Annotated in this window: 19 protein-coding genes; 8 read left to right on the forward strand and 11 right to left on the reverse strand. The window is 73.6% G+C overall.

The features are described from left to right. Nucleotides 1-47: 47 nt before the first annotated feature. On the forward strand, nucleotides 48-1,823 hold the full coding sequence (locus OM98_RS13355; RefSeq protein WP_010535137.1) for an acetyl/propionyl/methylcrotonyl-CoA carboxylase subunit alpha: 1,776 nt from the start codon (nucleotides 48-50) through the stop codon (nucleotides 1,821-1,823). Between the two features lie 9 nt (nucleotides 1,824-1,832). Here the strand turns inward: OM98_RS13355 and OM98_RS13360 are convergent, their stop codons facing one another. Then, nucleotides 1,833-3,284 (reverse strand): NAD(P)H-quinone dehydrogenase, encoded by a 1,452-nt coding sequence (locus OM98_RS13360; RefSeq protein WP_010535138.1) that lies wholly within the window; start codon nucleotides 3,282-3,284, stop codon nucleotides 1,833-1,835. Nucleotides 3,285-3,366: 82 nt separating this feature from the next. Here OM98_RS13360 and OM98_RS13365 point away from each other — a divergent pair, with 82 nt between their 5' ends. Beyond that, nucleotides 3,367-4,215, forward strand: a complete 849-nt coding sequence (locus tag OM98_RS13365) for a purine-nucleoside phosphorylase (RefSeq protein WP_010535139.1) — start codon at nucleotides 3,367-3,369, stop codon at nucleotides 4,213-4,215. Continuing rightward, nucleotides 4,212-5,927 (forward strand): phospho-sugar mutase, encoded by a 1,716-nt coding sequence (locus OM98_RS13370; RefSeq protein ID WP_010535140.1) that lies wholly within the window; start codon nucleotides 4,212-4,214, stop codon nucleotides 5,925-5,927. Before OM98_RS13365 ends, OM98_RS13370 begins: the two co-directional genes overlap by 4 nt. A gap of 113 nt (nucleotides 5,928-6,040) precedes the next feature. Here the strand turns inward: OM98_RS13370 and deoC are convergent, their stop codons facing one another. Further along, nucleotides 6,041-6,697 carry a deoxyribose-phosphate aldolase gene (gene deoC / locus OM98_RS13375; RefSeq protein WP_010535141.1) on the reverse strand — a complete coding sequence of 219 codons (657 nt, stop codon included), beginning with the start codon at nucleotides 6,695-6,697 and terminating at the stop codon, nucleotides 6,041-6,043. Nucleotides 6,698-6,763: 66 nt separating this feature from the next. Here deoC and OM98_RS13380 point away from each other — a divergent pair, with 66 nt between their 5' ends. Beyond that, complete coding sequence (locus tag OM98_RS13380) at nucleotides 6,764-7,825, forward strand: NUDIX domain-containing protein (RefSeq protein ID WP_010535142.1); 1,062 nt, start codon at nucleotides 6,764-6,766, stop codon at nucleotides 7,823-7,825. 83 nt (nucleotides 7,826-7,908) lie between these two features. Here the strand turns inward: OM98_RS13380 and OM98_RS13385 are convergent, their stop codons facing one another. The 8 genes from OM98_RS13385 to OM98_RS13420 form a co-directional block, all read right to left on the reverse strand. Further along, complete coding sequence (locus OM98_RS13385; protein ID WP_010535143.1) at nucleotides 7,909-9,222, reverse strand: thymidine phosphorylase; 1,314 nt, start codon at nucleotides 9,220-9,222, stop codon at nucleotides 7,909-7,911. Nucleotides 9,223-9,343: 121 nt separating this feature from the next. Further along, nucleotides 9,344-9,781 carry a cytidine deaminase gene (locus tag OM98_RS13390; protein WP_010535144.1) on the reverse strand — a complete coding sequence of 146 codons (438 nt, stop codon included), beginning with the start codon at nucleotides 9,779-9,781 and terminating at the stop codon, nucleotides 9,344-9,346. A gap of 62 nt (nucleotides 9,782-9,843) precedes the next feature. Continuing rightward, on the reverse strand, nucleotides 9,844-11,181 hold the full coding sequence (locus tag OM98_RS13395) for an ABC transporter permease (RefSeq protein WP_010535145.1): 1,338 nt from the start codon (nucleotides 11,179-11,181) through the stop codon (nucleotides 9,844-9,846). Beyond that, on the reverse strand, nucleotides 11,178-12,623 hold the full coding sequence (locus tag OM98_RS13400; RefSeq protein WP_010535146.1) for an ABC transporter permease: 1,446 nt from the start codon (nucleotides 12,621-12,623) through the stop codon (nucleotides 11,178-11,180). The genes OM98_RS13395 and OM98_RS13400 overlap by 4 nt, the downstream gene beginning before the upstream one ends. Next, the gene (locus OM98_RS13405) at nucleotides 12,620-14,194 is read right to left on the reverse strand and encodes an ABC transporter ATP-binding protein (RefSeq protein WP_010535147.1); all 1,575 of its coding nucleotides are present in this window, start codon (nucleotides 14,192-14,194) and stop codon (nucleotides 12,620-12,622) included. Before OM98_RS13405 ends, OM98_RS13400 begins: the two co-directional genes overlap by 4 nt. Before the next feature lie 168 nt (nucleotides 14,195-14,362). Then, a complete protein-coding gene (locus OM98_RS13410) occupies nucleotides 14,363-15,475 on the reverse strand; it encodes a BMP family lipoprotein (protein ID WP_010535148.1) in 1,113 nt (370 codons plus the stop codon). A 218-nt stretch (nucleotides 15,476-15,693) separates the two neighbouring features. Then, on the reverse strand, nucleotides 15,694-16,941 hold the full coding sequence (locus OM98_RS13415) for an amidohydrolase (RefSeq protein WP_010535149.1): 1,248 nt from the start codon (nucleotides 16,939-16,941) through the stop codon (nucleotides 15,694-15,696). A 97-nt stretch (nucleotides 16,942-17,038) separates the two neighbouring features. Further along, nucleotides 17,039-18,226, reverse strand: coding sequence for a mannose-1-phosphate guanylyltransferase (locus tag OM98_RS13420; RefSeq protein ID WP_010535150.1), 1,188 nt, complete (start codon nucleotides 18,224-18,226; stop codon nucleotides 17,039-17,041). 242 nt (nucleotides 18,227-18,468) lie between these two features. On the opposite strand from OM98_RS13420, the gene sdhC reads away from it, so the two are divergent. The 4 genes from sdhC to OM98_RS13440 are packed head-to-tail and all read left to right on the forward strand — an operon-like array spanning nucleotide 18,469 to nucleotide 21,918. Beyond that, nucleotides 18,469-18,846, forward strand: a complete 378-nt coding sequence (gene sdhC, locus OM98_RS13425; protein ID WP_010535151.1) for a succinate dehydrogenase, cytochrome b556 subunit — start codon at nucleotides 18,469-18,471, stop codon at nucleotides 18,844-18,846. Nucleotides 18,847-18,848: 2 nt separating this feature from the next. Next, a complete protein-coding gene (locus tag OM98_RS13430; protein WP_010535152.1) occupies nucleotides 18,849-19,319 on the forward strand; it encodes a succinate dehydrogenase hydrophobic membrane anchor subunit in 471 nt (156 codons plus the stop codon). Nucleotides 19,320-19,378: 59 nt separating this feature from the next. After that, on the forward strand, nucleotides 19,379-21,154 hold the full coding sequence (gene sdhA / locus OM98_RS13435) for a succinate dehydrogenase flavoprotein subunit (RefSeq protein ID WP_010535153.1): 1,776 nt from the start codon (nucleotides 19,379-19,381) through the stop codon (nucleotides 21,152-21,154). Continuing rightward, nucleotides 21,154-21,918, forward strand: coding sequence for a succinate dehydrogenase iron-sulfur subunit (locus tag OM98_RS13440; RefSeq protein ID WP_010535154.1), 765 nt, complete (start codon nucleotides 21,154-21,156; stop codon nucleotides 21,916-21,918). Before sdhA ends, OM98_RS13440 begins: the two co-directional genes overlap by 1 nt. A gap of 144 nt (nucleotides 21,919-22,062) precedes the next feature. On the opposite strand, the gene OM98_RS13445 is transcribed toward OM98_RS13440, so the two are convergent. Next, nucleotides 22,063-23,118, reverse strand: a complete 1,056-nt coding sequence (locus OM98_RS13445; RefSeq protein WP_010535155.1) for a lactonase family protein — start codon at nucleotides 23,116-23,118, stop codon at nucleotides 22,063-22,065.

Consider the following 23,118-nt stretch of genomic DNA (forward strand, 5'->3'; position numbering starts at 1 on the left):
CCCCCCCCCCGACTTTCGCCGCCCCCGACGCAAAGGACCTCCCCGACATGGCCTCTCGCCAGCCCAAGCCCCGCCCGATCTCCACGGTGCTCATCGCCAACCGCGGCGAGATCGCGGTGCGCGTGGCCCGGGCCTGCGCCGATGCCGGCCTGCGCTCCGTGGCCGTGTACGCGGACCCGGACCGCGACGCCCTGCACACGCTGGTCGCCGACGAGGCCTACGCCCTGGGCGGCTCCACCGCCGCCAGCTCCTACCTGGTGGTGGACAAGCTGCTGGACATCGCCAAGCGCGCCGGCGCCGACGCCGTCCACCCCGGCTACGGCTTCCTCTCCGAACGCGCCGACTTCGCCCAGGCCGTCATCGACGCGGGCCTGACCTGGATCGGCCCGCCGCCCGAGGCCATCGAGAAGCTCGGCGACAAGGTCTCCGCCCGCCACATCGCGCAGAAGGCCGGGGCCCCGCTGGTCGCCGGCACCAAGGACCCGGTGGCGTCCTCCGACGAGGTCGTCGACTTCGCCCGCGAGCACGGCCTGCCCATCGCGATCAAGGCGGCCTTCGGCGGTGGCGGCCGCGGCCTGAAGGTGGCCCGCGAGGAGTCCGAGGTGCGCGAGCTGTTCGACTCAGCGGTGCGCGAGGCCATCGCCTCCTTCGGCCGCGGCGAGTGCTTCGTGGAGAAGTACCTGGACAAGCCCCGCCACGTCGAGACCCAGTGCCTGGCCGACATGCACGGGAACGTGCAGGTGGTCTCCACCCGCGACTGCTCCCTGCAGCGCCGTCACCAGAAGCTGGTGGAGGAGGCGCCCGCGCCCTTCCTCACCGATCAGCAGAACGCCCAGCTGGTCTCCTCCTCCAAGGCGATCCTGCGCGAAGCCGGGTACGTCGGCGCCGGCACCTGCGAGTTCCTGGTCGGCAACGACGGCACCATCTCCTTCCTCGAGGTGAACACCCGCCTGCAGGTGGAGCACCCCGTCACCGAGGAGGTCACCGGCATCGACCTGGTGCGCGAGCAGCTGCGCATCGCCGCCGGCGAGACCGTCTCCGAGACCGACCCGGTGGTGCGCGGGCACTCCTTCGAGTTCCGCATCAACGGCGAGGACCCGGGCCGCGGCTTCATGCCCGCCCCCGGACGCATCCAGCGCTTCGAGCCGCCGACCGGCCCCGGCGTGCGCCTGGAGTCCGGCGTCCGCACCGGCGACGAGGTCTCCGGCGCCTTCGACTCGATGCTCGCCAAGCTCGTCGTCACCGGCGCCACCCGCCAGCAGGCCCTCGAGCGCTCCCGCCGCGCCCTGGCCGAGTTCCGCATCGACGGCGTGCCGACCGTGCTGCCCTTCGACCGGGTCGTCGTCCAGGACCCGGCCTTCGCCCCCGCGGATCCGGAGGAGCCCTTCGCGGTGCACACCCGCTGGATCGAGACCGAGTTCGACGGGGACATCCCCGCCGCCCCGCTGCCCGCGCAGCCTGAGGAGGCCGAGGACCGCGAGTCCGTCGTCGTCGAGGTCGACGGGCGCCGGGTGGAGATCTCCCTGCCGGCCTCCCTGCGGGCCCCGCAGCAGGCGGTGCGCCAGCGCCGCAAGCGCGCCCACAAGAGCACCGAACAGGCCGTCTCCGGCGGCTCGGTGACCGCGCCGATGCAGGGCACCATCGTGAAGCTGATGGTCGAGGACGGACAGCACGTGGCCGACGGCGATCTGCTGCTGGTGCTCGAGGCGATGAAGATGGAGCAGCCCATCACCGCGCACCGCTCGGGCGTCGTCTCCGGGCTCTCCGCGGAGATCGGTGCGACCGTCTCGGCGGGCGCCGTGCTCTGCACCATCGACGACTGACGCCCTGCCCTACCCCTCCAGGCCCCGCGCGACCTCCGCGAGCGTGCCGGTCAACGAGGGGTAGACGGTGAAGGTGCTCGCCACCTGCTCCGCCGTGAGCCGGTGGGCGACCGCCATCGTGTAGGGCAGGATCAGCTCGCTGGCCCGCGGCGCGACCACCACGGCGCCGGTCACGGTATGGGAGCCGGGCCGCACGATCAGCTTCACGAAGCCCTCGGTGATGCCCTCCATCTTCGCGCGCGGATTGGTGTCCAGCGGCAGCATCCGCACCTCCCCCGCGACCTCCCCGCTCTCGACCTCCGCCTCGGAGTGACCGACCACGGCGATCTCGGGGCTGGTGAACACGGCCGAGGACACCTGCGCGGCGATCAGCGGGCTCACCGCCTCCCCCAGCGCGTGGTGCATGGCGATCCGGCCCTGCATCGCCGCGACCGAGGCCAGGGGGTACACGCCGGTGCAGTCGCCGGCCGCGTAGATGCCGCGCACGCTGGTGCGGGAGACCCGGTCGGTCTCGATGTGGCCGCTGTCGCGGACGCGCACCCCGGCCGCCTCCAGGCCCAGGTCGGAGGTGGAGGGCACGCCGCCGAGGGCCATCAGCACATGGGAGCCGCGGATCTCGGAGCCGTCGGTGAGGGTGACCACCACGCCGTTGCCCTCGCGGCGGGCGGCGGCTGCCCGGGAGCGGGCGCGCACCCGCACGCCGCGGCGGGCGAAGGCGTCCTCGAGCACCTGGGCGGCATCGCGGTCGGTGCCGGGCAGCACCTGGTCGCGGGAGGAGACGAGGGTGACCTCGCTGCCGAGGGCCCGGTAGGCGCTGGCGAACTCCGCGCCGGTGACGCCGGAGCCGACGACGATCATGTGAGTGGGCAGGCCCTCCAGCTCGTACAGCTGGGTCCAGGTGAGGATGCGCTCCCCGTCGCAGGGGGCGGCCTCCAGCTGGCGGGGGCGGGCGCCGACGGCCAGCAGGATCACGTCGGCCTCCAGCTCGACCCGCTCCGCATCGGGGGCGGTCGGGCTGACGACCACCCGCTGCGGGCCGAGCAGGCGGCCGCGGCCGTCGAGGATCCGCACCCCGGCCTCGGCCAGAGAGGCGCGGATGTCCATGGACTGCGCGCGGGCGAGGCGCCGCAGCCGGGCGTTGGTGGTGGCCAGGTCCACGGTGAGGCTGCCGGAGGCGGGGCTGGAGGCGGAGTCGGCGTCGCGGATGCCCAGCGCAGTGGAGCCGGCGACCAGGTCCAGCACGTCGGCGGTGGCGATCAGCGACTTCGAGGGCACCACATCGGTGAGCACGGCCGCGCCGCCGAGGCCGCGGTCCTCGACGAGCACCACGTCGGCGCCGGCGCGGGCGGCGGTGAGGGCGGCCTCGTAGCCGCCGGGGCCGCCACCGAGGATCACCACCCGGGTGTCGTCCTCGGCGCGACGGGAGGGGTCGGGGGGCAGGGCGGTGCTGGGATCGCTCACCGCTCCATTGTCGCCCAGGATCACCCGGTGACGGGCCCGTTCGCGGTGCCCGGATGCCCACGCCTGCGCTACCGTCGGGGGCATGAGCGAAATCTCCGCCCCGAGCCCCGATCCCTATCAGCTCGCCCGCGACGCCGCGGCCGCGATCGCCGAGGCCAGCGGGGTGGCCTCCCACGACATCGCCCTGGTGCTCGGCTCCGGCTGGGCCGGGGCCGCCGACCTGCTGGGCGAGACCGTCTGGCAGGCCGACGCCACCACCATCCCCGGCTTCCGCGCCCCCGCCGTCGCCGGGCACGTGGGCACCCTGCGCTCCGTGCGCGTCGAGGGCACCGGCGCCCGCGCGCTGGTGCTGGGCGCCCGCACCCACCTGTACGAGGGCGCCGGCGTGGACCCGGTGGTGCACGGCGTGCGCACCGCGGCCGCTGCCGGGGTCCGCACCATGGTCCTGACCAACGGCTGCGGCGGACTCGACCCCGAGTGGTCGCCCGGCACCCCGGTGCTGATCGCCGACCAGATCAACTTCACGGGCGCCACCCCGCTGCGCGGCGCGACCTTCGTGGACATGACCGACGTCTACACCCCGGCGCTGCGGGACATCGCCCGCGAGGTCGACTCCTCCCTCGACGAGGGCGTGTACATGCAGTTCCACGGCCCCACCTACGAGACCCCCGCCGAGGTGAAGATGGCCGGCGCGATGGGCGCCACCCTGGTGGGGATGTCCACCGCGCTGGAGGCCGTCGCCGCCCGCGAGGCCGGCATGGACGTGCTCGGGATCTCCCTGGTCACCAACCTCGCCGCCGGCATCAGCCCGGAGCCGCTGGACCACGCCGAGGTGCTGCAGGCCGGCCGCGATGCCGGCCCCCGCATCTCCCGCCTGCTCGCCGAGACGGTGCGGCGCCTCGCCGGGCCCGCCCCGGAGTCCGGCCGATGAGCGAGCTCTCCGCCGCCCTGCGCGAGCGGGCCGAGGCCTGGCGCGCCGACGACCCGGACCCGGCGACCGCCGAGGCCCTGGGTGCCCTGCTGGGCCAGGCCGAGGCCGGGGACGACGCCGCGGTCGCGGAGCTGGAGGACGCCTTCTCCGGCACCCTGCAGTTCGGCACCGCCGGGCTGCGCGGGAAGATGGGGCCGGGGCCGCTGCGGATGAACCTCGCAGTGGTGTCCCGGGCCGCCCGCGGCATCGGCGACTACCTGGTGCGCACCCTCGGCCTCGAGGATCCGCTGGTCGTCATCGGCTACGACGCCCGCTACAACTCCCGCGACTTCGCCCACCGCTCCGCCGAGATCCTGGTGGCCGCCGGCTGCCGGGTGCGGCTGCTGGACCGGGCGCTGCCCACCCCGCTGGTCGCCTTCGGGGTGCGCCATCTGGACGCGGACGCCGGCATCGTCGTCACCGCCTCCCACAACCCGCCCGCCGACAACGGCTACAAGGTCTACCTGGGCGGTCGCGCGGCCGCCCCGGAGGGCCGCGGCGTGCAGATCGTGCCGCCCGCCGACGCGGAGATCGCCGAGCGCATCGCCGCCGTCGGCCCGGTGCGGGACATCCCCCGCGCCGAGGGCGCCGAGCTGATCGGCGAGCGCCTGATCGAGGACTACCTCGCCGCGATCTGCTCCCTGCCGGACCCCGAGGGCCCCCGGGACGTGCGCATCGTGCACACCGCCCTGCACGGGGTGGGCAGCGAGACGGCGCTCGCGGCCCTGCACCGCACCGGATTCACCCAGGTGGACCCGGTGGCCAAGCAGGCCGACCCGGACCCGGACTTCCCCACCGTCGCGTTCCCGAACCCGGAGGAGCCCGGCGCGATCGACCTGGCCCTCGAGCTGGCCCGCACCGTCGAGGCCGACGTGGTGATCGCCAACGACCCGGACGCGGACCGCTGCGCGGCCGCCGTGGTGGACCCCCACCTGGGCAGCTGGCGGATGCTGACCGGCGACGAGCTGGGCGTGCTGCTGGGCGACCACCTGCTGCGCCGCCACGGCTACCGCGGCACCCTGGCCCGCTCGATCGTCTCCAGCCGTTGGCTGGGGCGGCTCGCGGACCACGCCGGGGTGGAGTCCGTCGCCACCCTGACCGGCTTCAAGTGGATCGCCCGCGCCCCCGACCTGGCCTTCGGCTACGAGGAGGCCATCGGCTACTGCGTGCTGCCCGAGGTGGTGCGCGACAAGGACGGCCTGTCCACCGCGCTGATGGTGGCCGAGATGGCGGCCCTGGCGAAAGCCGAGGGCTCCACCCTGATCGGGCGCCTGGACGAGCTGGCCCGCCGCGACGGCCTGTTCGCGACCGCGCCGCTGTCGATCCGGGTGGAGGACCTCTCCCGCATCGGCACCATGATGGCGACCGTGCGCAGCGCCCCGCCGAGGGAGCTGACCGGCTCCGAGGTCACCGTCACCCGGGACCTCGCCAAGGGCTCGGTGCAGACCACGGGCCTGCCGCCCACGGAGGGCCTGCTGCTGGAGTGCGCGGACGACACCCGGGTGGTGATCCGCCCCTCCGGCACCGAGCCGAAGCTCAAGTGCTACCTGGAGGTCGTGGAGCCGGTGGACGCCGCCGCCACGGCCGAGGACCTCGGCGCGGCCCGTCGCCGCGCCGCCGAGCACCTGGAGGCCGTCACCGCCGACCTCCGCGAGGCCCTCGGCGTCGCCTGAGCCCGCACCGCACGCCGGTCCCGCCCGTTCCGGTCGCCGAACACACTTCTGGGCGCTCAGCTTCCATCTGTGGAAGCTGAGCGCCCAGAAGTCTGTGGATGCCGGGACGGGGCTCAGTAGCCGGTGCCGGTGCCGCCCTCGAGGATGGCGCGGGAGGAGGACAGGCCGAGGCGCGACGCCCCGGCGGCAACCATCGCGTCGGCGGCCTCACGGGTGCGGATGCCGCCGGAGGCCTTGACCCCGAGACGGTCGCCGACGGTGCGACGCATCAGGGCGACGGCGTGCTCGGAGGCGCCGCCGGCCGGGTGGAAGCCGGTGGAGGTCTTCACGAAGTCGGCGCCGGCGCGCTCGGCGGCCTCGCACACGGCGACGATCTGCGCGTCGTCCAGCGCGGCGGACTCGATGATCACCTTCAGCACCACGGGCGCGGGGGCGGCCTCGCGGACGGCCGCGATGTCGGCCTCGACGGCCGCGAAGTCCCCGGCGCGGGCCAGGCCCACGTTGATCACCATGTCGACCTCGTCGGCGCCCTTGGCGACGGAGTCGCGAGCCTCGGCAGCCTTGATGCCGCTGGCGTGCTGCCCGGAGGGGAAGCCGCAGACGGTGGCCACGTGCACGCTGGTCTCGACCGGCAGCATCGAGGGCGAGACGCAGATCGAGTAGGTGCCCAGCTCCTCGGCCTCGCGGGCCAGCGCGTCGACGTCGGCTCGGGTGGACTCGGGCTTGAGCAGGGTGTGGTCGATGAGGGGGGCGAGATCGGTGGTGTTCATGGCCCGATCCTCCCATGGCGACGACGCCCGCCCTGCCTTCCCCCGTCGGCGATAGGATCACTCCCCGTGACGTCCACCGGAACCCGCCCGCGCCCGCCCCGCCGCATCGTGCTCGTCGCCGGGCCCTCCGGCAGCGGCAAGGGCGAGATGTCGCGCCGCTCGGGCCTGCCGGCGCTGGCGCTGGACGAGTTCTACCGGGAGCTGGACGACCCGGGGCTGCCGCGCCGCTTCGGCATCGTGGACTGGGACGACCCGGCCTCCTGGGACGCCGGGGCTGCGCTGGAGGCGCTGACGGCGCTCGCCCACGACGGGGTGGCGCAGGTGCCGACCTATTCGATCTCCGCCTCCCGCCGCACCGGCTCCGCTGTGATGGACGTGGGCGAGGCCCCGCTGATCGTCGCCGAGGGCATCTTCGCCGCCGAGCTGATCGCCCCGCTGGCCGCGATGGGCCTGCTGGCCGACGCCGTGGTGCTGCGCCGCCCCACCGCGCTGGTGTTCTCCCTCCGCCTGGCCCGCGACCTGCGCGAGCACCGCAAGCCGCCGCTGACGCTGCTGCGTCGCGGCTGGGCCCTGGCCCGGGAGCAGCGCGGCGACGTGGAGGCCTGGCGCCGCGCGGGGATGCGGCCCGTGGGCCTGCACGGCGGGGTCGACTGCCTGCGCGGTCACACCGCGCTGGCCGAGGCCGAGTCCCATCACCGCGCCGAGGCGCGCACTCCGCAGGTGCTGCGGATCGCCGCGGTGGCGGTGCTGCGCGAGGGCGAGCGCGGCACGGAGCTGCTGACGGTCCGCAAGCGCGCCACGGGCACCTGGATGCAGGTCGGCGGGAAGCTGGAGCCCGGGGAGGAGGCGCGCGCCGCGGCCGTCCGCGAGGTCGCCGAGGAGCTCGACGTGCGGCTCGACCCGGCCGAGCTCGAGGACCTCGGCGAGGTGCGGGTGGCCGCCGCCAATGAGCCTGACACCCTGGTGCACGCGAGCCTGTTCCTCTCCCGCGCCGCGATGCCCGCGGACCTGCGGGCCCGCGCCGAGATCGCCGACCTGCGCTGGTTCCCGCTGCACGAGGACGCCACCGGGGTGCGCATCGCCCCGCTGATGCGGGACCACCTGCTGCCGCTGCTCCGCGCCCGCTGAGCCGCGCCACCCCGGCCGGCGCCGGACCGGGCTCGGCCCCGGGTGATCGCTCCCCCGGGGCCGTGCCGCACGTTCGCCGCGGCTCAGGCGATGCGGTCCTTCACGATCTGCCGCTCCGGCACCGCGGTGCCGGGCGCCGCGTAGCTCCAGGAGCCGTCGATGGCCTCCTGGGCGCGGCCGATGCGCTCCGGGGTGTCGGTGTGCAGGCGGGCGAGGACGTCGCCGGAGCGCACCTCGTCCCCGACGTGCGCGACGATCTCGACGCCCGCGGCGGCCTGCACGGCCTCCCCGGGACGGGAGCGGCCGGCGCCGAGGCGCCAGGCGGCCACGCCCACGCCCATCGCGTCCAGGCCGGTGACGACGCCGTCCTGCTCGGCGCGCAGCTCCTCGACGTGCTTGGCCTCCGGCAGCGGGGCGTCCACGTCCCCGCCCTGGGCGGCGATCATGGCGCGCCAGGAGTCCATCGCGCGGCCGTCGGCCAGCGCGGCCTCCACATCGGGGTCCTCCACCCCGGCAGCCTCGAGCATCTCGCGGGCCAGGGCGCAGGTCAGCTCGACCACGTCGGCGGGGCCGCCGCCGGCCAGCACCTCGAGGGACTCGCGGACCTCGAGGCCGTTGCCGGCAGTGCGGCCGAGCGGGGCGGACATGTCGGTGAGCAGGGCGACGGTGTGCACGCCGGCGTCGGTGCCGAGGTCGACCATGGTGCGGGCCAGCTCGCGAGCGTCGGACTCCTCGCGCATGAACGCGCCCGCGCCGGTCTTCACGTCGAGGATCAGCGAGGCGGTGCCCTCGGCGATCTTCTTGGACATGATGGAGGAGGCGATCAGCGGGATCGCCTCGACGGTGCCGGTAACGTCGCGCAGCGCGTAGAGCTTTTTGTCGGCGGGGGCCAGGCCGGAGCCGGCCGCGCAGATCACGGCGCCGACCTCCTCGAGCTGCCGCATCATCTCCTCGTTGGAGAGGTTCGCGCGCCAGCCGGGGATCGCCTCGAGCTTGTCGAGGGTGCCGCCGGTGTGGCCGAGGCCGCGGCCGGAGAGCTGCGGCACCGCCACCCCGTAGGAGGCGACCAGCGGGGCCAGCGGCAGGGTGATCTTGTCGCCCACGCCGCCGGTGGAGTGCTTGTCGGTGGTCGGCTTGGAGAGGGAGCCGAAGTCCATCCGCTCACCGCTGGCGATCATCGCGCGGGTCCAGCGGGCGATCTCCTCGCGCTCCATGCCGTTCAGGAACACGGCCATGGCCAGGGCCGACATCTGCTCCTCGGCGACGACGCCGCGGGTGTAGGCGTCGATCACCCAGTCGATCTGTTCGGGGCTCAGCACGCCCCGGTCGCGCTTGGTGCGGATCACGTCCACCGCGTCGAAGGGCTCCACGGCGGAGGGGGCGGGGGCGTCGGTCATGGGGTCTCCTTCGACGGTGGGCGGGGCGCGGCGGTGGTCACGACCCCAGGATGCCAGAGCGACCTGGCCTCCCGAGGGGCCGAGCGGTCCCTCGCGACGAAGGGGCCCGGAGGCGGCGTGCTCAGCGGGCGAGGTCGGCGGGGCCGAAGGCCTGCGGCAGCACCTCGGCCATGCCGCGGGGTCCCTCGGGGGTGAGGATCACGAGGTCCTCGGCGGCGTGCTCGGACAGCAGCTGGCGGCAGCGCCCGCAGGGCATCACCACGGGCCGCTCCCCCGGCTCCAGGTGCTCCTCGCCGCCGACGCAGACGAAGCGCGACAGCCGCCCGCCGCCGCCGGCGATCAGCTCGCTGATCAGGCCGCACTCGGCGCAGAGGGTGACGCCGTAGCCGGCGTTCTCCACGTTGCAGCCGCGCACCACGCGGCCGTCGGCGGTGAGGGCGGCGGCACCCACCCGGAAGCGGGAGTAGGGCGCGTAGGCGCGGGTGGCCATGACGCGCGCCTCTTCCAGCAGCGGGGCGAAGTCGGGTTCCGGCGCGGACGGGGTGGCGGCGGTGCTCATGGGCGCCACTGTGCCATCCCCGTCCGGGCAGTGCCCGGGACCTGTCGCCGCGGGACGATCGGTCACTGCTTCACGTAGGGGACGCCGTCGGCCGCGGGCACCCGCACCCGGCCCACCACGCCGGCCACCGCGAACAGGGTCACGATGTAGGGCAGCATCAGCAGGAACTGGCTGGGGATGCCGGCCCCGGCGCCCGCGGGCAGGGTGCCGATGTTCAGCTGCAGGGCGTCGGCGAAGGCGAAGACCAGCGCCGCCAGCAGCGCCCCCACCGGGTGGTAGCGGCCCAGGATCATCGCGGCCAGGGCGATGTAGCCCTTGCCGGAGCTCATCTCCTCGCCGAAGGCGACGCCGGTGCCGATGGTGAGGGTGGCGCCGCCGAGGCCGGCGACGGCCGCGCCCAGCAGCACGTTGGTCCAGCGGGTGCGGTTCACGTCGATGCCGACGGTGTCCGCGGCCCGGGGGTGCTCGCCGACGGCGCGCACGCGCAGGCCCCAGCGGGTGCGGAACAGGGCGATGGTCAGGCCCACCACGATGAGGAACATCAGGTACACCAGGATGGTCTGCTCGAACAGCACGGTGCCGATGACGGGCAGGTCGGCCAGCACGGGGATCCGCAGCGTGGGCAGCCGCAGCGGCCGGTTGAACAGGCCCGGGTTCTGCTTCATCACGGAGCCGAAGAAGAAGCTGGTCAGCCCGATCGCGAAGACGTTCAGGACGACGCCGACGATGATCTGCTGCACCTGGTAGCCGATGGCGAACAGCGCCAGCAGGGCACCGATGACCAGGGCCATCAGCGGGGCGGCGAGCAGGCCCACCCAGGCGCTGCCGGCCATGGAGCCGATCAGCACGGCCCCGAAGGCGCCGAACAGCAGCTGGCCCTCGATGGCGATGTTGATGACACCGGCCCGCTCGGAGAGCACGCCGGAGAGGGCGCCGAAGGCGAGCGGCACGGCCAGCACCATCATGGTCTGCAGCAGGGTGCCGAGGTCCACCCGGGCCCCGTTGAAGGCCCAGGTGAGGAACGCCGTCACCCAGGCCAGGCCGAAGACCACGACGAGGGTGATCCGCCAGCGCGGGGCCAGGGGGCGGGAGATCGCCGCGAGCACGCCGAGGACCACGGCGATCGCCAGGCACAGCAGGCCCAGCACCAGCGCGGTGCCGCCGGCGGGGAGGGCGACGTCCCCGGGGACGATCCCGCCGGGGTTCAGGTCCCCCTCGCGAGCCAGGCGGAAGGTGGTGGTGGCACCGGCGGCCGCCCCGCGGGCGAAGACGCCCAGGGCGATCACGGCGAGCGCGGCGAGCCCGGCGGGCAGATACCACCAGGAGCGGGGGCGCTCCGGGCGGCCCGGAGCCTCCCGGGTGGAGGCGGCCGGGGAGTCGGGGGCGAGGGCGGTGCTCATGCGGCCGCTCCCTTCGAGGTCTCGGCCTTCTCGGCGGCGTACGCCGCGGCGCGGCGGGAGGGACGGGGGCGGCGGGGCCGGTCGATGCGGCGCAGGCCCACCAGGTAGCGCACCAGGGGCGGGGCGGCGATGAACAGCACCACCAGCGCCTGGATCACCTGCACCAGGTCGATCGGGACGCCCTCGGAGGTCTCCATGTAGCGGCCCCCGGTGGACAGGCCCGCGAACAGCAGACCGGCCAGCAGGATGCCGACGGGCCCGGAGCGGCCCAGCAGGGCCACGGTGATCGCGTCGAAGCCGATGGAGCCGGCGACGTCGCCGGTGAGGCGGTGCTCGGTGCCCAGCACGTGAGTGGCGCCGGCGAGGCCCACCAGGGCGCCGGCCACGACCATCACACCGACGGCGCTGCGGCCCACGTCGATGCCGGCCACCTCGGCGGCCCGCGGGTTCGAGCCCACGGCGCGGAAGCGGAAGCCGACGGTGGAGCGGTTCATCAGCCACCACAGGAACACGATCGCGGCGAGCGCGAGCACCAGCCCGGCGTGGAGGCGGAAGTCGTCCCCGGCCAACAGCGGCAGCCGGGCGGTGCCGGCGACGGCGGGCGAGGTGGGCTGCGCCTGGTTGGCGCCGGTGAAAGCGGCCGTGGTCAGTGCGAAGGCGAGGCCGTAGACGGCGATCCAGTTCAGCATGATCGTGGAGATCACCTCGCTGGCGCCGAAGCGGGCCTTCAGCAGACCTGCGATGCCGCCCCAGATGCCGCCTGCGACGATCGCGGCGAGCAGCGCCGCGATCAGGTGGATCACCGGGGGCAGGGAGACGGCGAAGCCGACGTAGCCGGCGGCGGTGGCGCCGGCCAGCAGCTGCCCGGTGCCGCCGATGTTGAACAGCCCCGAGCGGAAGGAGATGGCGATGCCGACGGAGGCGATGATCAGCGGGGTGGCGACGGTGAGGGTCTCCAGCAGCGGCTCGATGCCGCGCAGGAAGGCCGGACCCAGGACGTACAGGCCGCTGCCTCCGCGCTCGCGGATGTCCTCGGCCACGCGGGCGGCACCCGAGTAGTCGTAGACGGCGCCGCGGAACATCGCCGCGTAGGCCTCGGTGATCGCCTGCCAGGCCGCGGTGAAGGTGTCGGCGGGGCGGGCGAAGAAGTAGCCGGCGGCCTCGCGGAATGCCTGGTCGGACACGAGGATCAGGATCGACCCCACCAGGAAGGCGAAGACGAAGGCCAGCACGATCACCAGCAGGTTGCCGCGGGCGATCCGCTGCAGGACCGAGGGGCCGGAGGCCTCGGGCGCCGAGCCGCCGCCCGCGGTCGAGCTCGCGGTGGGGGCCGTCTCGGCCGCGGGGGCGGTGTCCGCGGGGGTGTCGGCGGCGTCGGTGCCGGTCTCGGTCACCGTGCCGGGGGCGACGTGCTGCCCCTCGCCCTCGTGACGGGCGCTCATGCGGGTTCTCCTTCGTGGGCGAGGGTGGAGTCGGCGGTGCGACCGCGGCCGGCGGCGACGGCCTCGCGGGCCGCCTCGACGGTGTAGCCGGCCATCATCAGGCCGAGCACGTCGCGGTCCTCGGTGGCGGGCACGATCCCGAGGATCGCCCCGCGGTACATCACCGCGATCCGGTCGGACAGCTGGATCACCTCGTCCAGCTCGGTGGAGACGATCACCACGGGGGTGCCCTTGTCGCGCTCGGCGATGATCCGGCGGTGCAGGAACTCGATGGAGCCGACGTCGACGCCGCGGGTCGGCTGGGAGGCGATGAACAGGGACAGCTCACGGCCGAGCGCCCGCGCCATCACCACCTTCTGCTGGTTGCCGCCGGAGAGGGTGGAGACGTGGTCCTCGATGGAGCCGGTGCGGACGTCGAACTCGGCGACCTCCGCGGTGGCGCGCTCGCGGATCGCCGCCGGGTGCAGGGACAGCCCGGAACCGAACGGCGGTCGGTGGTGCTGGTCCAGGATGAGGTTCTCGGCGACGGTGAAGTCGGCGATGAGGGCGTCGTGGGTGCGGTCCTCGGGCACGAAGCCCACCCCGGCGTCGAGGATCTGCCGGGTGTTGCGGCCCACCAGCTCCTGACCGCGCAGGCGGATGGAGCCGCGGGCCTCGGACTGCAGCCCCAGCAGGGCCTCGGTGAGCTCGGTCTGGCCGTTGCCCTGCACGCCGGCGACGCCGAGCACCTCGCCCTCGTGGACGTCGAGGTCCACGCGGTCCAGCACCGGGGTGCCGGCGGCGTCGCGCACGCTGAGCCCGCGCACCTCGAGGGCCACTTCACCGGGGGTGGCGGGGGCCTTGTCGAGGTCCAGGGAGACGGCGCGGCCGACCATCAGGGAGGCCAGGTCGGTCTGGTCGGCGGTGGGGTCGGCGGTGCCGACGACCTTCCCGCGACGGATCACGGTGATGCGGTCGGCGACCGCCTTGACCTCGCGCAGCTTGTGGGTGATGAAGACGATGGAGGTGCCCTCGTCGCGGAGCTGGCGCATGATGCCCATCAGCTCGTCGGTCTCCTGCGGGGTGAGCACGGCGGTGGGCTCGTCCAGCACCAGGACCTCGGCGCGGCGGGAGAGGGCCTTGACGATCTCGACGCGCTGCTGGGCGCCGACCGGGAGGTCCTCGACGACGGCGTCGGGTTCCAGGTCGAAGCCGAAGCGCTCGGAGATCTCGCGCACGGTCCGGCGCGCGGTGGCGAGGTCCAGCAGGCCCTTGCTGGTGGGCTCGTGGCCCAGCATCACGTTCTCGGCGACGGTGAAGGGCGGGACCAGCATGAAGTGCTGGTGGACCATGCCGATGCCGGCGCGCATCGCGTCGCCGGGACCGGAGAAGTGCGCGGGGCGGTCGTCCAGCAGGATCTCGCCGCCGTCGGGCCGGTACAGCCCGTACAGCACATTCATCAGCGTGGACTTCCCCGCGCCGTTCTCGCCCAGAAGACTGTGGATCTCGCCGGGCTCGACCACGAGGTCGATCGCATCGTTGGCCACGAAGGTGCCGAAGACCTTCGTGATGCCCTGGAGCTCGAGCTTCACGCCTGCTCTTTCGTTCAGGGGGTGGGGAGAGGGGGCGCCGTGCCGCGCACGGCGCCCCGTGGTCCGGAGGGACTCGAGCCGGTGACGGCCCCCGGAAGGTCCCGGGGGCCGTCACGGCGAGGACCCTCCCGCGCCCGTCGTCAGCGGCGGGTGCGGGAGGGTCGGGGATCAGCCGAGGTTCTGCGGCGAGGCGTCGGACTCGACGACGACGGTGCCGTCGATGATGTCCTGCTTCAGCTGCTCGACCTCGTCCTGGAGCTCGGCGGGGACCTGCCCCTCGAGGTCGTGGTACGGCGCGATGCCGACGCCCTCGTTCTCCAGCGTGCCGATGTAGGGCTCGTTGTCGAACTCGTCGTTCGCGGCAGCGGTGGCGACGTCCTGCACGGCGGGGGTGATGCCCTTCATCACCGAGGTCAGGATGAGCGGCTTGGCCTCCTCGTCGTCGATGGACTCGTAGCCGTCGGTGTCGACCCAGATCACGTAGCGGCCGTCGGCCTCCTTGGCGGAGGCGAGGGTGCCGGAGCCGACGGGGCCGGCCACCGGCATGATGATGTCGGCGCCCTGGGAGTAGAAGGTGTCCGAGAGGGCCTTGCCCTTGGCCTGGTCCTCGAAGTCACCGGTGAAGGAGCCCTCCTGGGCCTCCTTGTCCCAGCCCAGCAGCTCGACATCGGCGTCGTGGGCCTCGTTGTAGGCGGCCACGCCGTCGGCGAAGCCGTCCATGAAGATGGTGACGGTCGGGATCTCGACGCCGCCGTAGGTGGCGACGGTGCCGGTCTCGCTGGTGCCCGCGGCGACGTAGCCGGCCAGGTAGGCGGCCTGCGCGGTGTCGAAGGAGAGCGGCTTGACGTTGTCGACCTCGATGGCGTCGCCGTTCTCGTCCTGCGCGGTGGAGTCGATGATCGCGAACTCGGTGTCCTCGTTGGCCTGCGCCTGGGTGCCGGTGGCGGGGGCGAGCAGGAAGCCGACGGTGAAGATGAGGTTGCAGTCCTGGTTGACCAGGTTGTCGATGTTGGTCTCGAACTGCGAGGGGTCGCTGGACTCGGCGGTGGCGATCTCGATGCCGAGCTCGCTCTCCGCAGCGGTCAGACCGGCGTAGCCGGACTCGTTGAACGACTTGTCGTCGAAGCCGCCGGCGTCCGAGACCATGCAGGCCTTGAAGTCGGAGCTCGCCGAGTCGCCGCCCTCGCCGCCCGAGGACGACTCCTCGGGGGCGGAGCCGCAGGCGGCCAGGGTGAGGATGCCGGCGCCGGCCAGGGCCGCCGCACGCGAGATGCTCTTCATATGTGTCCTCCGGGGAAAAAGGGGCCGCACGCGCCCGGTTCTCGGGCGTCACCACGTCACGGTTCCTCGGACCCTAGCCGGGCGGGAGGGGCCCCACGGCCCGGATGCCCGATGGTGCATCAACCGTTATGAAACTGACGCGCCCGCCCTCGGGGGTCGATGCATACCCCCGGTCGCCGCACCGGTCCCCCGTCCCCTCACCGGGGAGCTCGGAGGGCTCAGAGCACGAGGTCGCGCTGCAGGCAGGCCGAGGCGAGCACTGTGGCGCCGATGCCGATGGCGCGCTCGTCGATCATCAGGTCGCCCATGTGCAGGTCGTAGGTGCGGCCGCCGGGGGTGCGGGTGCCGAGCCGGGCGAGGGCTCCGGGCACCTTCTCCAGGTACCAGGCGAAGTCCTCGCCGCCGAGGGACTGGGCGGTGGGGTCGACGTTCTCCCGGCCCAGGACGTCGGAGACCGCCGCCTCGAGCACGGCGGTGGAGCCGGCGGAGTTGGAGACCGGGGGGACGCCGCGGTCGTGGGTCACGCGGGCCTCGATGCCCCAGGGCTTCACCAGCTCGGAGAGCACCTGCTCCAGCAGCGCCTCGGCCTGGTCCCAGGCCTCGTGGTCCAGGCAGCGCAGGGTGCCCTCGAGCACCCCGGAGCTGGGGATCGCGTTGAAGGCGGAGCCGGCGTGGATGCTGCCCCAGGTGAGGTTCACCCCGGAACGGGGGTCCATCCGCCGCGACAGGGCCGCCGGGAGCTGGGTGGCGATGGAGCCGAGCGCGTAGACCAGGTCCTGGGTGAGGTGGGGCCGGGAGGTGTGGCCGCCGGCGCCGCGCACCTCGATCTTCACCGGGTCGGTGGCCGAGGTGATGGGGCCGACCTTGAGGCCGAGGTGGCCGACGTCGACGCCCGGGTCGCAGTGCAGGGCGAAGATCGAGTCGAGGCCGTCCACGACGCCCTGGCGGATCAGGTCGAGGGCGCCGCAGGGGTGGCGCTCCTCGGAGGGCTGGAAGACGAGGCGGACGCCGCGGCGCAGGGCCCCGGCGCCGGCGACGCGGACCAGGGCCATCGCGGCGCCCATCACGGCGGCCATGTGCACGTCGTGCCCGCAGGAGTGGGAGACGCCCTCGACGGTGGAGCGGAAGGGCACGGTGGACAGCTCGGGGATGCCGAGGGCGTCCATGTCGGCGCGCAGGCCCACGGGCGCCAGGTGCGGGTCGGTGCCGGGGATGTCGCAGACCACGCCCGTGTTCTCGAGGCGCCGCGGGGACAGGCCCAGGGACTGCAGCTGGTCGACGACCAGGTCGGTGGTGGCGTACTCCTGCATGGACAGCTCGGGGTGGCGGTGGATGTGCCGGCGCAGCTCCTGCAGGGTCACGGCGCGCTCGCGGACGGTGCGGGCGATCATCCCCTCGGGGCCGAGCATGTCGGCCACCTCCGCCCCGGTGCTCCGGTGGCCCTGCTGGTCCTGGTGCAGCTGCACGGTGCGTGTCCTTCGTCCGGGGCGCGGTGTCGACCGGGCCCGGGCGGGCCTGGTCCGGCGCCGCGGATCGGGATCCGGTCGGTCGGCGGGACGGGGCTCAGCGGGGTGCGGGCGGGAGCGCGGCGACGAGGGCGGCGAGGTCCTGCGCCCGTTCGTCGGCGATCACCAGCAGGACGTCCTCGGTGTCGACCACGCTGATGCCGTCCACCCCGACCAGGGCGATGCGGCGATGCGTGGAACCGTACACCGTGGCCCGCGCGTCCAGCGCATCCACCGGGCCCGCGCCCAGCACCCGGACATCCACGGCCTCTGCGTCCCCCGCGCGACCTTCGACGGTGCGGACGGCGGGTCCGGCACCGGGGGCGCGGAGCTGGCGCGCCAGGGCCCGGAAGTCGCCGACGTCGTCCCAGCCGAGGTCGACAGGGACGACGGCGACGCGGCCGCGGGCGGCGAGCGGCTCGGCGAGGGCGTGGTCGATGGCGATGCGGGTGAGGGTGGGCCAGAGGCGCGCCACGGCCTCCTCCTCGTGCTCGGTGCCGAGGGCGGCGGCGATCTCCCGGGCCCCGGCGGCCAGCGGCGGCAGCTCGGCGGCGAGCTCCTCGAGCAGCACCGCGGCGCGCACCACGAACATGCCGGCGTTCCAGAGGTGACGGCCGCCGGCCAGGAACTCCTCGGCGCGGGCCCGGTCGGGCTTCTCCACGAAGGCGGCGACGGGCTCGGCGCCGGTGCCCGACAGGTCCCCGCGGGCCTGCTCCCCCACGGCCCCATCAGTTCCCTCGGCCCGGTCGGCTCGGTCGGCCCCGTCGGCCCGTTCGATGTAGCCGAAGCCGGTGGCGGGCGCGGTGGGGCGGATGCCGAGGGTGACCAGGTAGCCCTGCGCGGCGGCGGCGCGGGCCGCGGCGATCGCGGCATGCAGGGCGGGGACGTCTGCCACCAGGTGGTCGGCGGCGAAGGAGCCGATCACGGCGCCGGGGTGCTCCCGCTCGGCGACGGCCGCGGCCAGGGCGATGGCGGGCATGGAGTTGCGCGGGGACGGTTCGACCAGCACCCGCGCCCCGGTGCCCTCCAGCTGATCCCGCACGGCCGCGGCGTGGGCGGCGCCCGTGACCACCAGCGGCGGGGCCTCGGCGATCGGGGCCAGCCGGTCCAGGGTCTGCTGCAGCAGGCTGCGGCCGCTGCCGGTGAGGTCGAGCAGGAACTTCGGGCGCTCCGGGCGTGAGAGCGGCCACAGCCGGGTGCCGGAGCCGCCGGCCGGGATCACGGGGACGAAGGGCGCCTGGTTCATGCGACCAGCGTAGGTGGCCTGCACGGCCGTCGGGCACGCCGCGCCCCACGCCGCCGGGCGGTCGCTCCGGACCGCGCCGCGCCCTCCCGGTGGACGGGTGCCCGTCCTCCGCGGTGGTAACCTGACAGCGCCCCTACCGGGGGCGATGATGATGTCGCCGTGTCATGTCGCGAGCTCCGCGCACGGGCCGTGACCGCCCATCCCGTCCTCCGGTCCCACCCCGACGTTTCTGGAGGACACCCGTGGCTTCCGCCGCAACCGGGACGCTCTACCGCGGCCGCGAGGGCATGTGGTCCTGGGTCGCCCACCGCATCTCGGGCATGCTCATCTTCCTGTTCCTGCTCGTGCACGTCCTGGACACCGCCCTGGTGCGGGTGTCCCCCGAGGCGTACAACGAGGTCATCGGCCACTACAAGACCGTCGTCTTCGGCCTCGGCGAGATCGGCCTGGTCGGCGCGGTCATGTTCCACGCGCTGAACGGCCTGCGGATCATCCTGGTCGACTTCTGGTCGAAGGGCACCGTCCACCAGCGCAAGCTGTTCTGGGGCGTCATCATCACCTGGGTGGTGCTGATGGCCGGCTTCCTCCCCCGTCACCTCATGCACATGTTCGGAGGCTGATCATGGCGACGAATACCTCCTCGAACTCCCCCACCGCGATCCCGAACCCCACCACGCGGTACCGCCGCACCGGGCAGCGCGGCATCAACACCGAGATGCTGTCCTGGCTGTTCATGCGCGCCTCGGGCCTGCTGCTGGTGATCCTCGTCTTCGGCCACCTGTTCGTGAACCTGTGGCTGGGCCTCGGCGTCAAGGGCATCGACTTCGCCTTCGTGGCCGGCAAGTGGTCCTCCCCGTTCTGGCAGATCTGGGACCTGATGATGCTGTGGCTGGGCCTGATCCACGGCGGCAACGGCGTGCGCACCATCATCAACGACTACGCCCGCGGCTCCACCTCCCGCCTGGTCCTCAAGGGCCTGCTGTATGTCGCGGTGGTGGTGACGATCGTGTTGGGCACCCTGGTGATCTTCACCTTCGACCCCTGCCCCGCCGGCGCCGAGCCGAGCCTGCTGCCCGCCATCTGCGAGGGCTGAGCGGGCCCCGCGCCCCGCCCTCCTCCCCCGGCCTGAACGAAACGGAGCTGAGACCGCTCATGCAGACCCATTCCTACGACGTGGTGATCGTCGGCGCCGGCGGCGCCGGCATGCGCGCCGCCCTGGAGTCCTCCTCCCGGGCGCGCACCGCCGTGATCACCAAGCTCTACCCCACGCGCTCCCACACCGGCGCGGCCCAGGGCGGCATGTGCGCTGCCCTGGCCAACGTCGAGGAGGACAACTGGGAGTGGCACACCTACGACACCGTCAAGGGCGGTGACTACCTGGTGGACCAGGACGCCGCCGAGGTGATGGCCAAGGAGGCCATCGACGCGGTGCTCGACCTGGAGAAGATGGGCCTGCCCTTCAACCGCACCCCCGAGGGCAAGATCGACCAGCGCCGCTTCGGCGGGCACACCCGCGAGCACGGCGAGGCGCCCGTGCGCCGCGCCTGCTACGCCGCGGACCGCACCGGCCACATGATCCTGCAGACGCTCTACCAGAACTGCGTGAAGCAGGGCGTGGAGTTCTTCAACGAGTTCTACGTGCTGGACGTGCTGATGACCGGCGACCCCCGCACCGACGGCGACGTGCGCGCCTCCGGCGTGGTCTGCTACGAGCTGGCCACCGGCGAGATCCACGTCTTCCGCGCCAAGTCCGTGGTCTTCGCCTCCGGCGGATTCGGCAAGATCTTCAAGACCACCTCGAACGCGCACACGCTGACCGGCGACGGCCCAGCGATGATCCTGCGCCGCGGCGTGCCGCTGGAGGACATGGAGTTCTTCCAGTTCCACCCGACCGGCCTGGCCGGCCTCGGCATCCTGCTGTCCGAGGCGGCGCGCGGCGAGGGCGGCATCCTGCGCAACAGCGAGATGGAGCGCTTCATGGAGCGCTACGCCCCCACGCTGAAGGACCTCGCCCCGCGCGACGTGGTGGCGCGGGCGATGGCCAACGAGGTGCGCGAGGGCCGCGGCGCCGGTCCGAACAAGGACTACGTCTACCTCGACCTCACCCACCTCGAACCGGCGCACATCGACGCCAAGCTCCCCGACATCACCGAGTTCGCCCGCACCTACCTGGGTGTCGAGCCGTACACGGAGCCGGTGCCGGTGTTCCCCACCGCGCACTACGCGATGGGCGGCATCCCCACCAACATCCGCGGCGAGGTGCTGCGCAACGAGGAGGACGTGATCCCCGGGCTGTACGCCGCCGGGGAGACCGCCTGCGTCTCCGTGCACGGCGGCAACCGCCTGGGCACGAACTCGCTGCTGGACATCAACGTCTTCGGCAAGCGCGCCGGCATCGCCGCGGCCGAGCACGCCGCCACCGTCGAGCTCGCCGAGATCGACGAGGGCGTGGAGGTCCCCACCGTGGAGCTGCTGCAGCGCCTGCGGGACCGTCCGGCCACCGAGGACCGCATCGCCGACATCCGTCGCGACCTGCAGGAGACCATGGACGCCAACGTCCAGGTGTTCCGCACCGACGAGACCTGCCGGAAGGCCCTGTCCGACATCGAGGCGCTGAAGAAGCGCTACGAGACGGTGGCCGTGCAGGACAAGGGCCTGCGCTACAACCTGGACCTGCTGGAGGCCGTCGAGCTCGGCTTCCTGCTGGACCTGGCCGAGGTCGTCACCGTCGGCGCCCTCTACCGCCGGGAGTCGCGCGGCGGCCACTTCCGCGAGGACTACGAGGCCCGCGACGACGTGAACTTCCTGCACCACACGATGGCCTACCGCACCCTGCCGGGCGAGGCGGGCACCGAGGGCACCGAGATCCGCCTGGGCACCAAGCCGGTCGTGATCACCCGCTACGAGCCGAAGGAGCGCACCTTCTGATGACTGCCGTCGCCGAGAGGAACGAGGCTCCCGAGGCCAAGGCCGAGGAGGTGCCGTCCTTCCAGGTCACGATGCGGATCGCCCGCTTCGACCCGGACTCCGACAAGGGGCACCGCTGGGAGGACTTCACCGTCACCATGCACGGCACCGACCGGGTGCTCGATGCGCTGCACGAGATCAAGTGGCACCTGGACGGCTCGCTGACCTTCCGCCGCTCCTGCGCGCACGGCGTCTGCGGCTCCGACGCGATGCGGATCAACGGCCGCAACCGTCTGGCCTGCAAGACGCTGCTGAAGGACCTCAATATCGACAAGCCGATCACGGTGGAGCCGATCAAGGGCCTGCCGGTGGAGAAGGACCTGATCGTGGACATGGAGCCGTTCTTCGACTCCTACCGCGAGGTGATGCCCTTCCTGGTCGCCAAGGGCCAGGAGCCCAGCCGGGAGCGCCTGCAGTCCGCCGAGCAGCGCGAGCGCTTCGACGACACCACCAAGTGCATCCTGTGCGCGGCCTGCACCTCCTCCTGCCCCGTGTTCTGGACCGACGGGCAGTACTTCGGGCCCGCCGCGATCGTGAACGCGCACCGCTTCATCTTCGACTCCCGCGACGACGCCGGGGAGCAGCGCCTGGAGATCCTGAACTCCAAGGAGGGCGTGTGGCGCTGCCGCACCACCTTCAACTGCTCCGAGGCCTGCCCCCGCGGCATCCAGGTCACCAAGGCCATCGCCGAGGTGAAGCAGGCGGTCATCCGCGGCCGCGTCTGACCCCGCCGGGGCGGCCTCCGGTCCGTCCCACCCGCAGCACACCGAGATCTTCGTTGGAGCGTCTCCGATCACCCAGAGACGCACGGACGAAGATCTCGGTCGTTCCGGGACCGTGGTGGCGCCGAGGAACCGCCTCCGGCGAGGTCAGGCCTCGGGGTCCTCCACGAACCGCACCCAGTTGGGACCCTCGCCGGTCTCGGCGCGGTCCAGCAGGCGCAGCTCCCCGCCCTCGACGGCGTACAGCGCCACCTCGGTGGAGGCCTCCCCCGCCACCACCATCCGTGAGCCGTCGGCGCTGAGGTCGAAGCCGCGCGGCTGCGGCAGCGTGGGGGCGGAGGTGAGCGGCGGGGTGAGGGTACCGTCCTCGCGGACGCCGACGCAGGTGAGCGTGCTGCGGGTGCGGTCGGAGGCCCACAGGGTGCGCCGCCCGGCACCCCAGTGCAGGTCGGCCGACCAGATCGCGTCGTTCTCACGGGGGTCCTCCCCCAGGGCACCGCGCGGCATCGATCCCTCGGGGTCCACCACCGCCACCGTGTCCGGGCCGGTGAGCAGGCCGCTGCGGGGGTCGCGGCGGTAGCTCAGCAGCTCACCGGAGAACTCGGTGAGCACGTGGACCGCCGTGCCGTCGGCATCGAGCACGAGGTGCCGGGGGCCGGAGCCCCCCGGCGCCGCGACGGGGCCGGGGCCGAGCGGGGTGAGCCGCAGGTCCTCACCGATCGCGTACTGCGCGATCACGTCGTCGCCGAGGGAGGCGATGTAGGCGTGGCGGCCGTCCGGGGACGGCAGGATCGCGTGGGACCGGGCATGGTCCACGACGGAGACCGGCGCGCCGACGCCGTCCTCGCCGACCGGGGCGACGAAGGCGTGGTCCCCGTGGTACGAGGCGCCGAGCAGGACGGTGCCCTCCCGGGTGAGCGACACGTAGGCCAGCGGGCTGTCGCCGGGCAGGTCCAGGCGGCCGCGAGGGGTCAGCGTCCCGGTGCGCCGGTTCAGGTGAAGCGTGACCACCCCGGCGGGCTCGCCCCGCACCGCGGCGTGCACGAGGTCGCGCCGGGCATCCACGACGAAAGTGGCGCAGCGGGTGAGGCCCTCGGCCACGGAGAGCCGCGTCAGCGCGCCGTCCGCGCAGCGGAACACCGAGATGCTGCCCTCGACGGCGTTGGCGACCAGGACCAGCCCGGCGGTGGTGTCCTCGCTCAT

This window comes from Brachybacterium squillarum M-6-3, from assembly GCF_000225825.1.
Classification (GTDB): Bacteria; Actinomycetota; Actinomycetes; order Actinomycetales; family Dermabacteraceae; genus Brachybacterium; species Brachybacterium squillarum.

Excerpts from the sequence above, each read along its gene's own strand:
- OM98_RS13370 (WP_010535140.1), top strand. The coding sequence starts at position 4,212 with ATGAGCGAGCTCTCCGCCGCCCTGCGCGAGCGGGCCGAGGCCTGGCGC.
- OM98_RS13400 (WP_010535146.1), bottom strand. The coding sequence starts at position 12,623 with ATGAGCGCCCGTCACGAGGGCGAGGGGCAGCACGTCGCCCCCGGCACG.
- deoC (WP_010535141.1), bottom strand. The coding sequence starts at position 6,697 with ATGAACACCACCGATCTCGCCCCCCTCATCGACCACACCCTGCTCAAG.
- OM98_RS13445 (WP_010535155.1), bottom strand. The coding sequence starts at position 23,118 with ATGAGCGAGGACACCACCGCCGGGCTGGTCCTGGTCGCCAACGCCGTC.
- OM98_RS13420 (WP_010535150.1), bottom strand. The coding sequence starts at position 18,226 with ATGAACCAGGCGCCCTTCGTCCCCGTGATCCCGGCCGGCGGCTCCGGC.
- OM98_RS13385 (WP_010535143.1), bottom strand. The coding sequence starts at position 9,222 with ATGACCGACGCCCCCGCCCCCTCCGCCGTGGAGCCCTTCGACGCGGTG.
- OM98_RS13410 (WP_010535148.1), bottom strand. The coding sequence starts at position 15,475 with ATGAAGAGCATCTCGCGTGCGGCGGCCCTGGCCGGCGCCGGCATCCTC.
- OM98_RS13430 (WP_010535152.1), top strand. The coding sequence starts at position 18,849 with ATGGCGACGAATACCTCCTCGAACTCCCCCACCGCGATCCCGAACCCC.
- OM98_RS13440 (WP_010535154.1), top strand. The coding sequence starts at position 21,154 with ATGACTGCCGTCGCCGAGAGGAACGAGGCTCCCGAGGCCAAGGCCGAG.
- sdhA (WP_010535153.1), top strand. The coding sequence starts at position 19,379 with ATGCAGACCCATTCCTACGACGTGGTGATCGTCGGCGCCGGCGGCGCC.
- OM98_RS13390 (WP_010535144.1), bottom strand. The coding sequence starts at position 9,781 with ATGAGCACCGCCGCCACCCCGTCCGCGCCGGAACCCGACTTCGCCCCG.
- OM98_RS13355 (WP_010535137.1), top strand. The coding sequence starts at position 48 with ATGGCCTCTCGCCAGCCCAAGCCCCGCCCGATCTCCACGGTGCTCATC.
- OM98_RS13365 (WP_010535139.1), top strand. The coding sequence starts at position 3,367 with ATGAGCGAAATCTCCGCCCCGAGCCCCGATCCCTATCAGCTCGCCCGC.
- OM98_RS13395 (WP_010535145.1), bottom strand. The coding sequence starts at position 11,181 with ATGAGCACCGCCCTCGCCCCCGACTCCCCGGCCGCCTCCACCCGGGAG.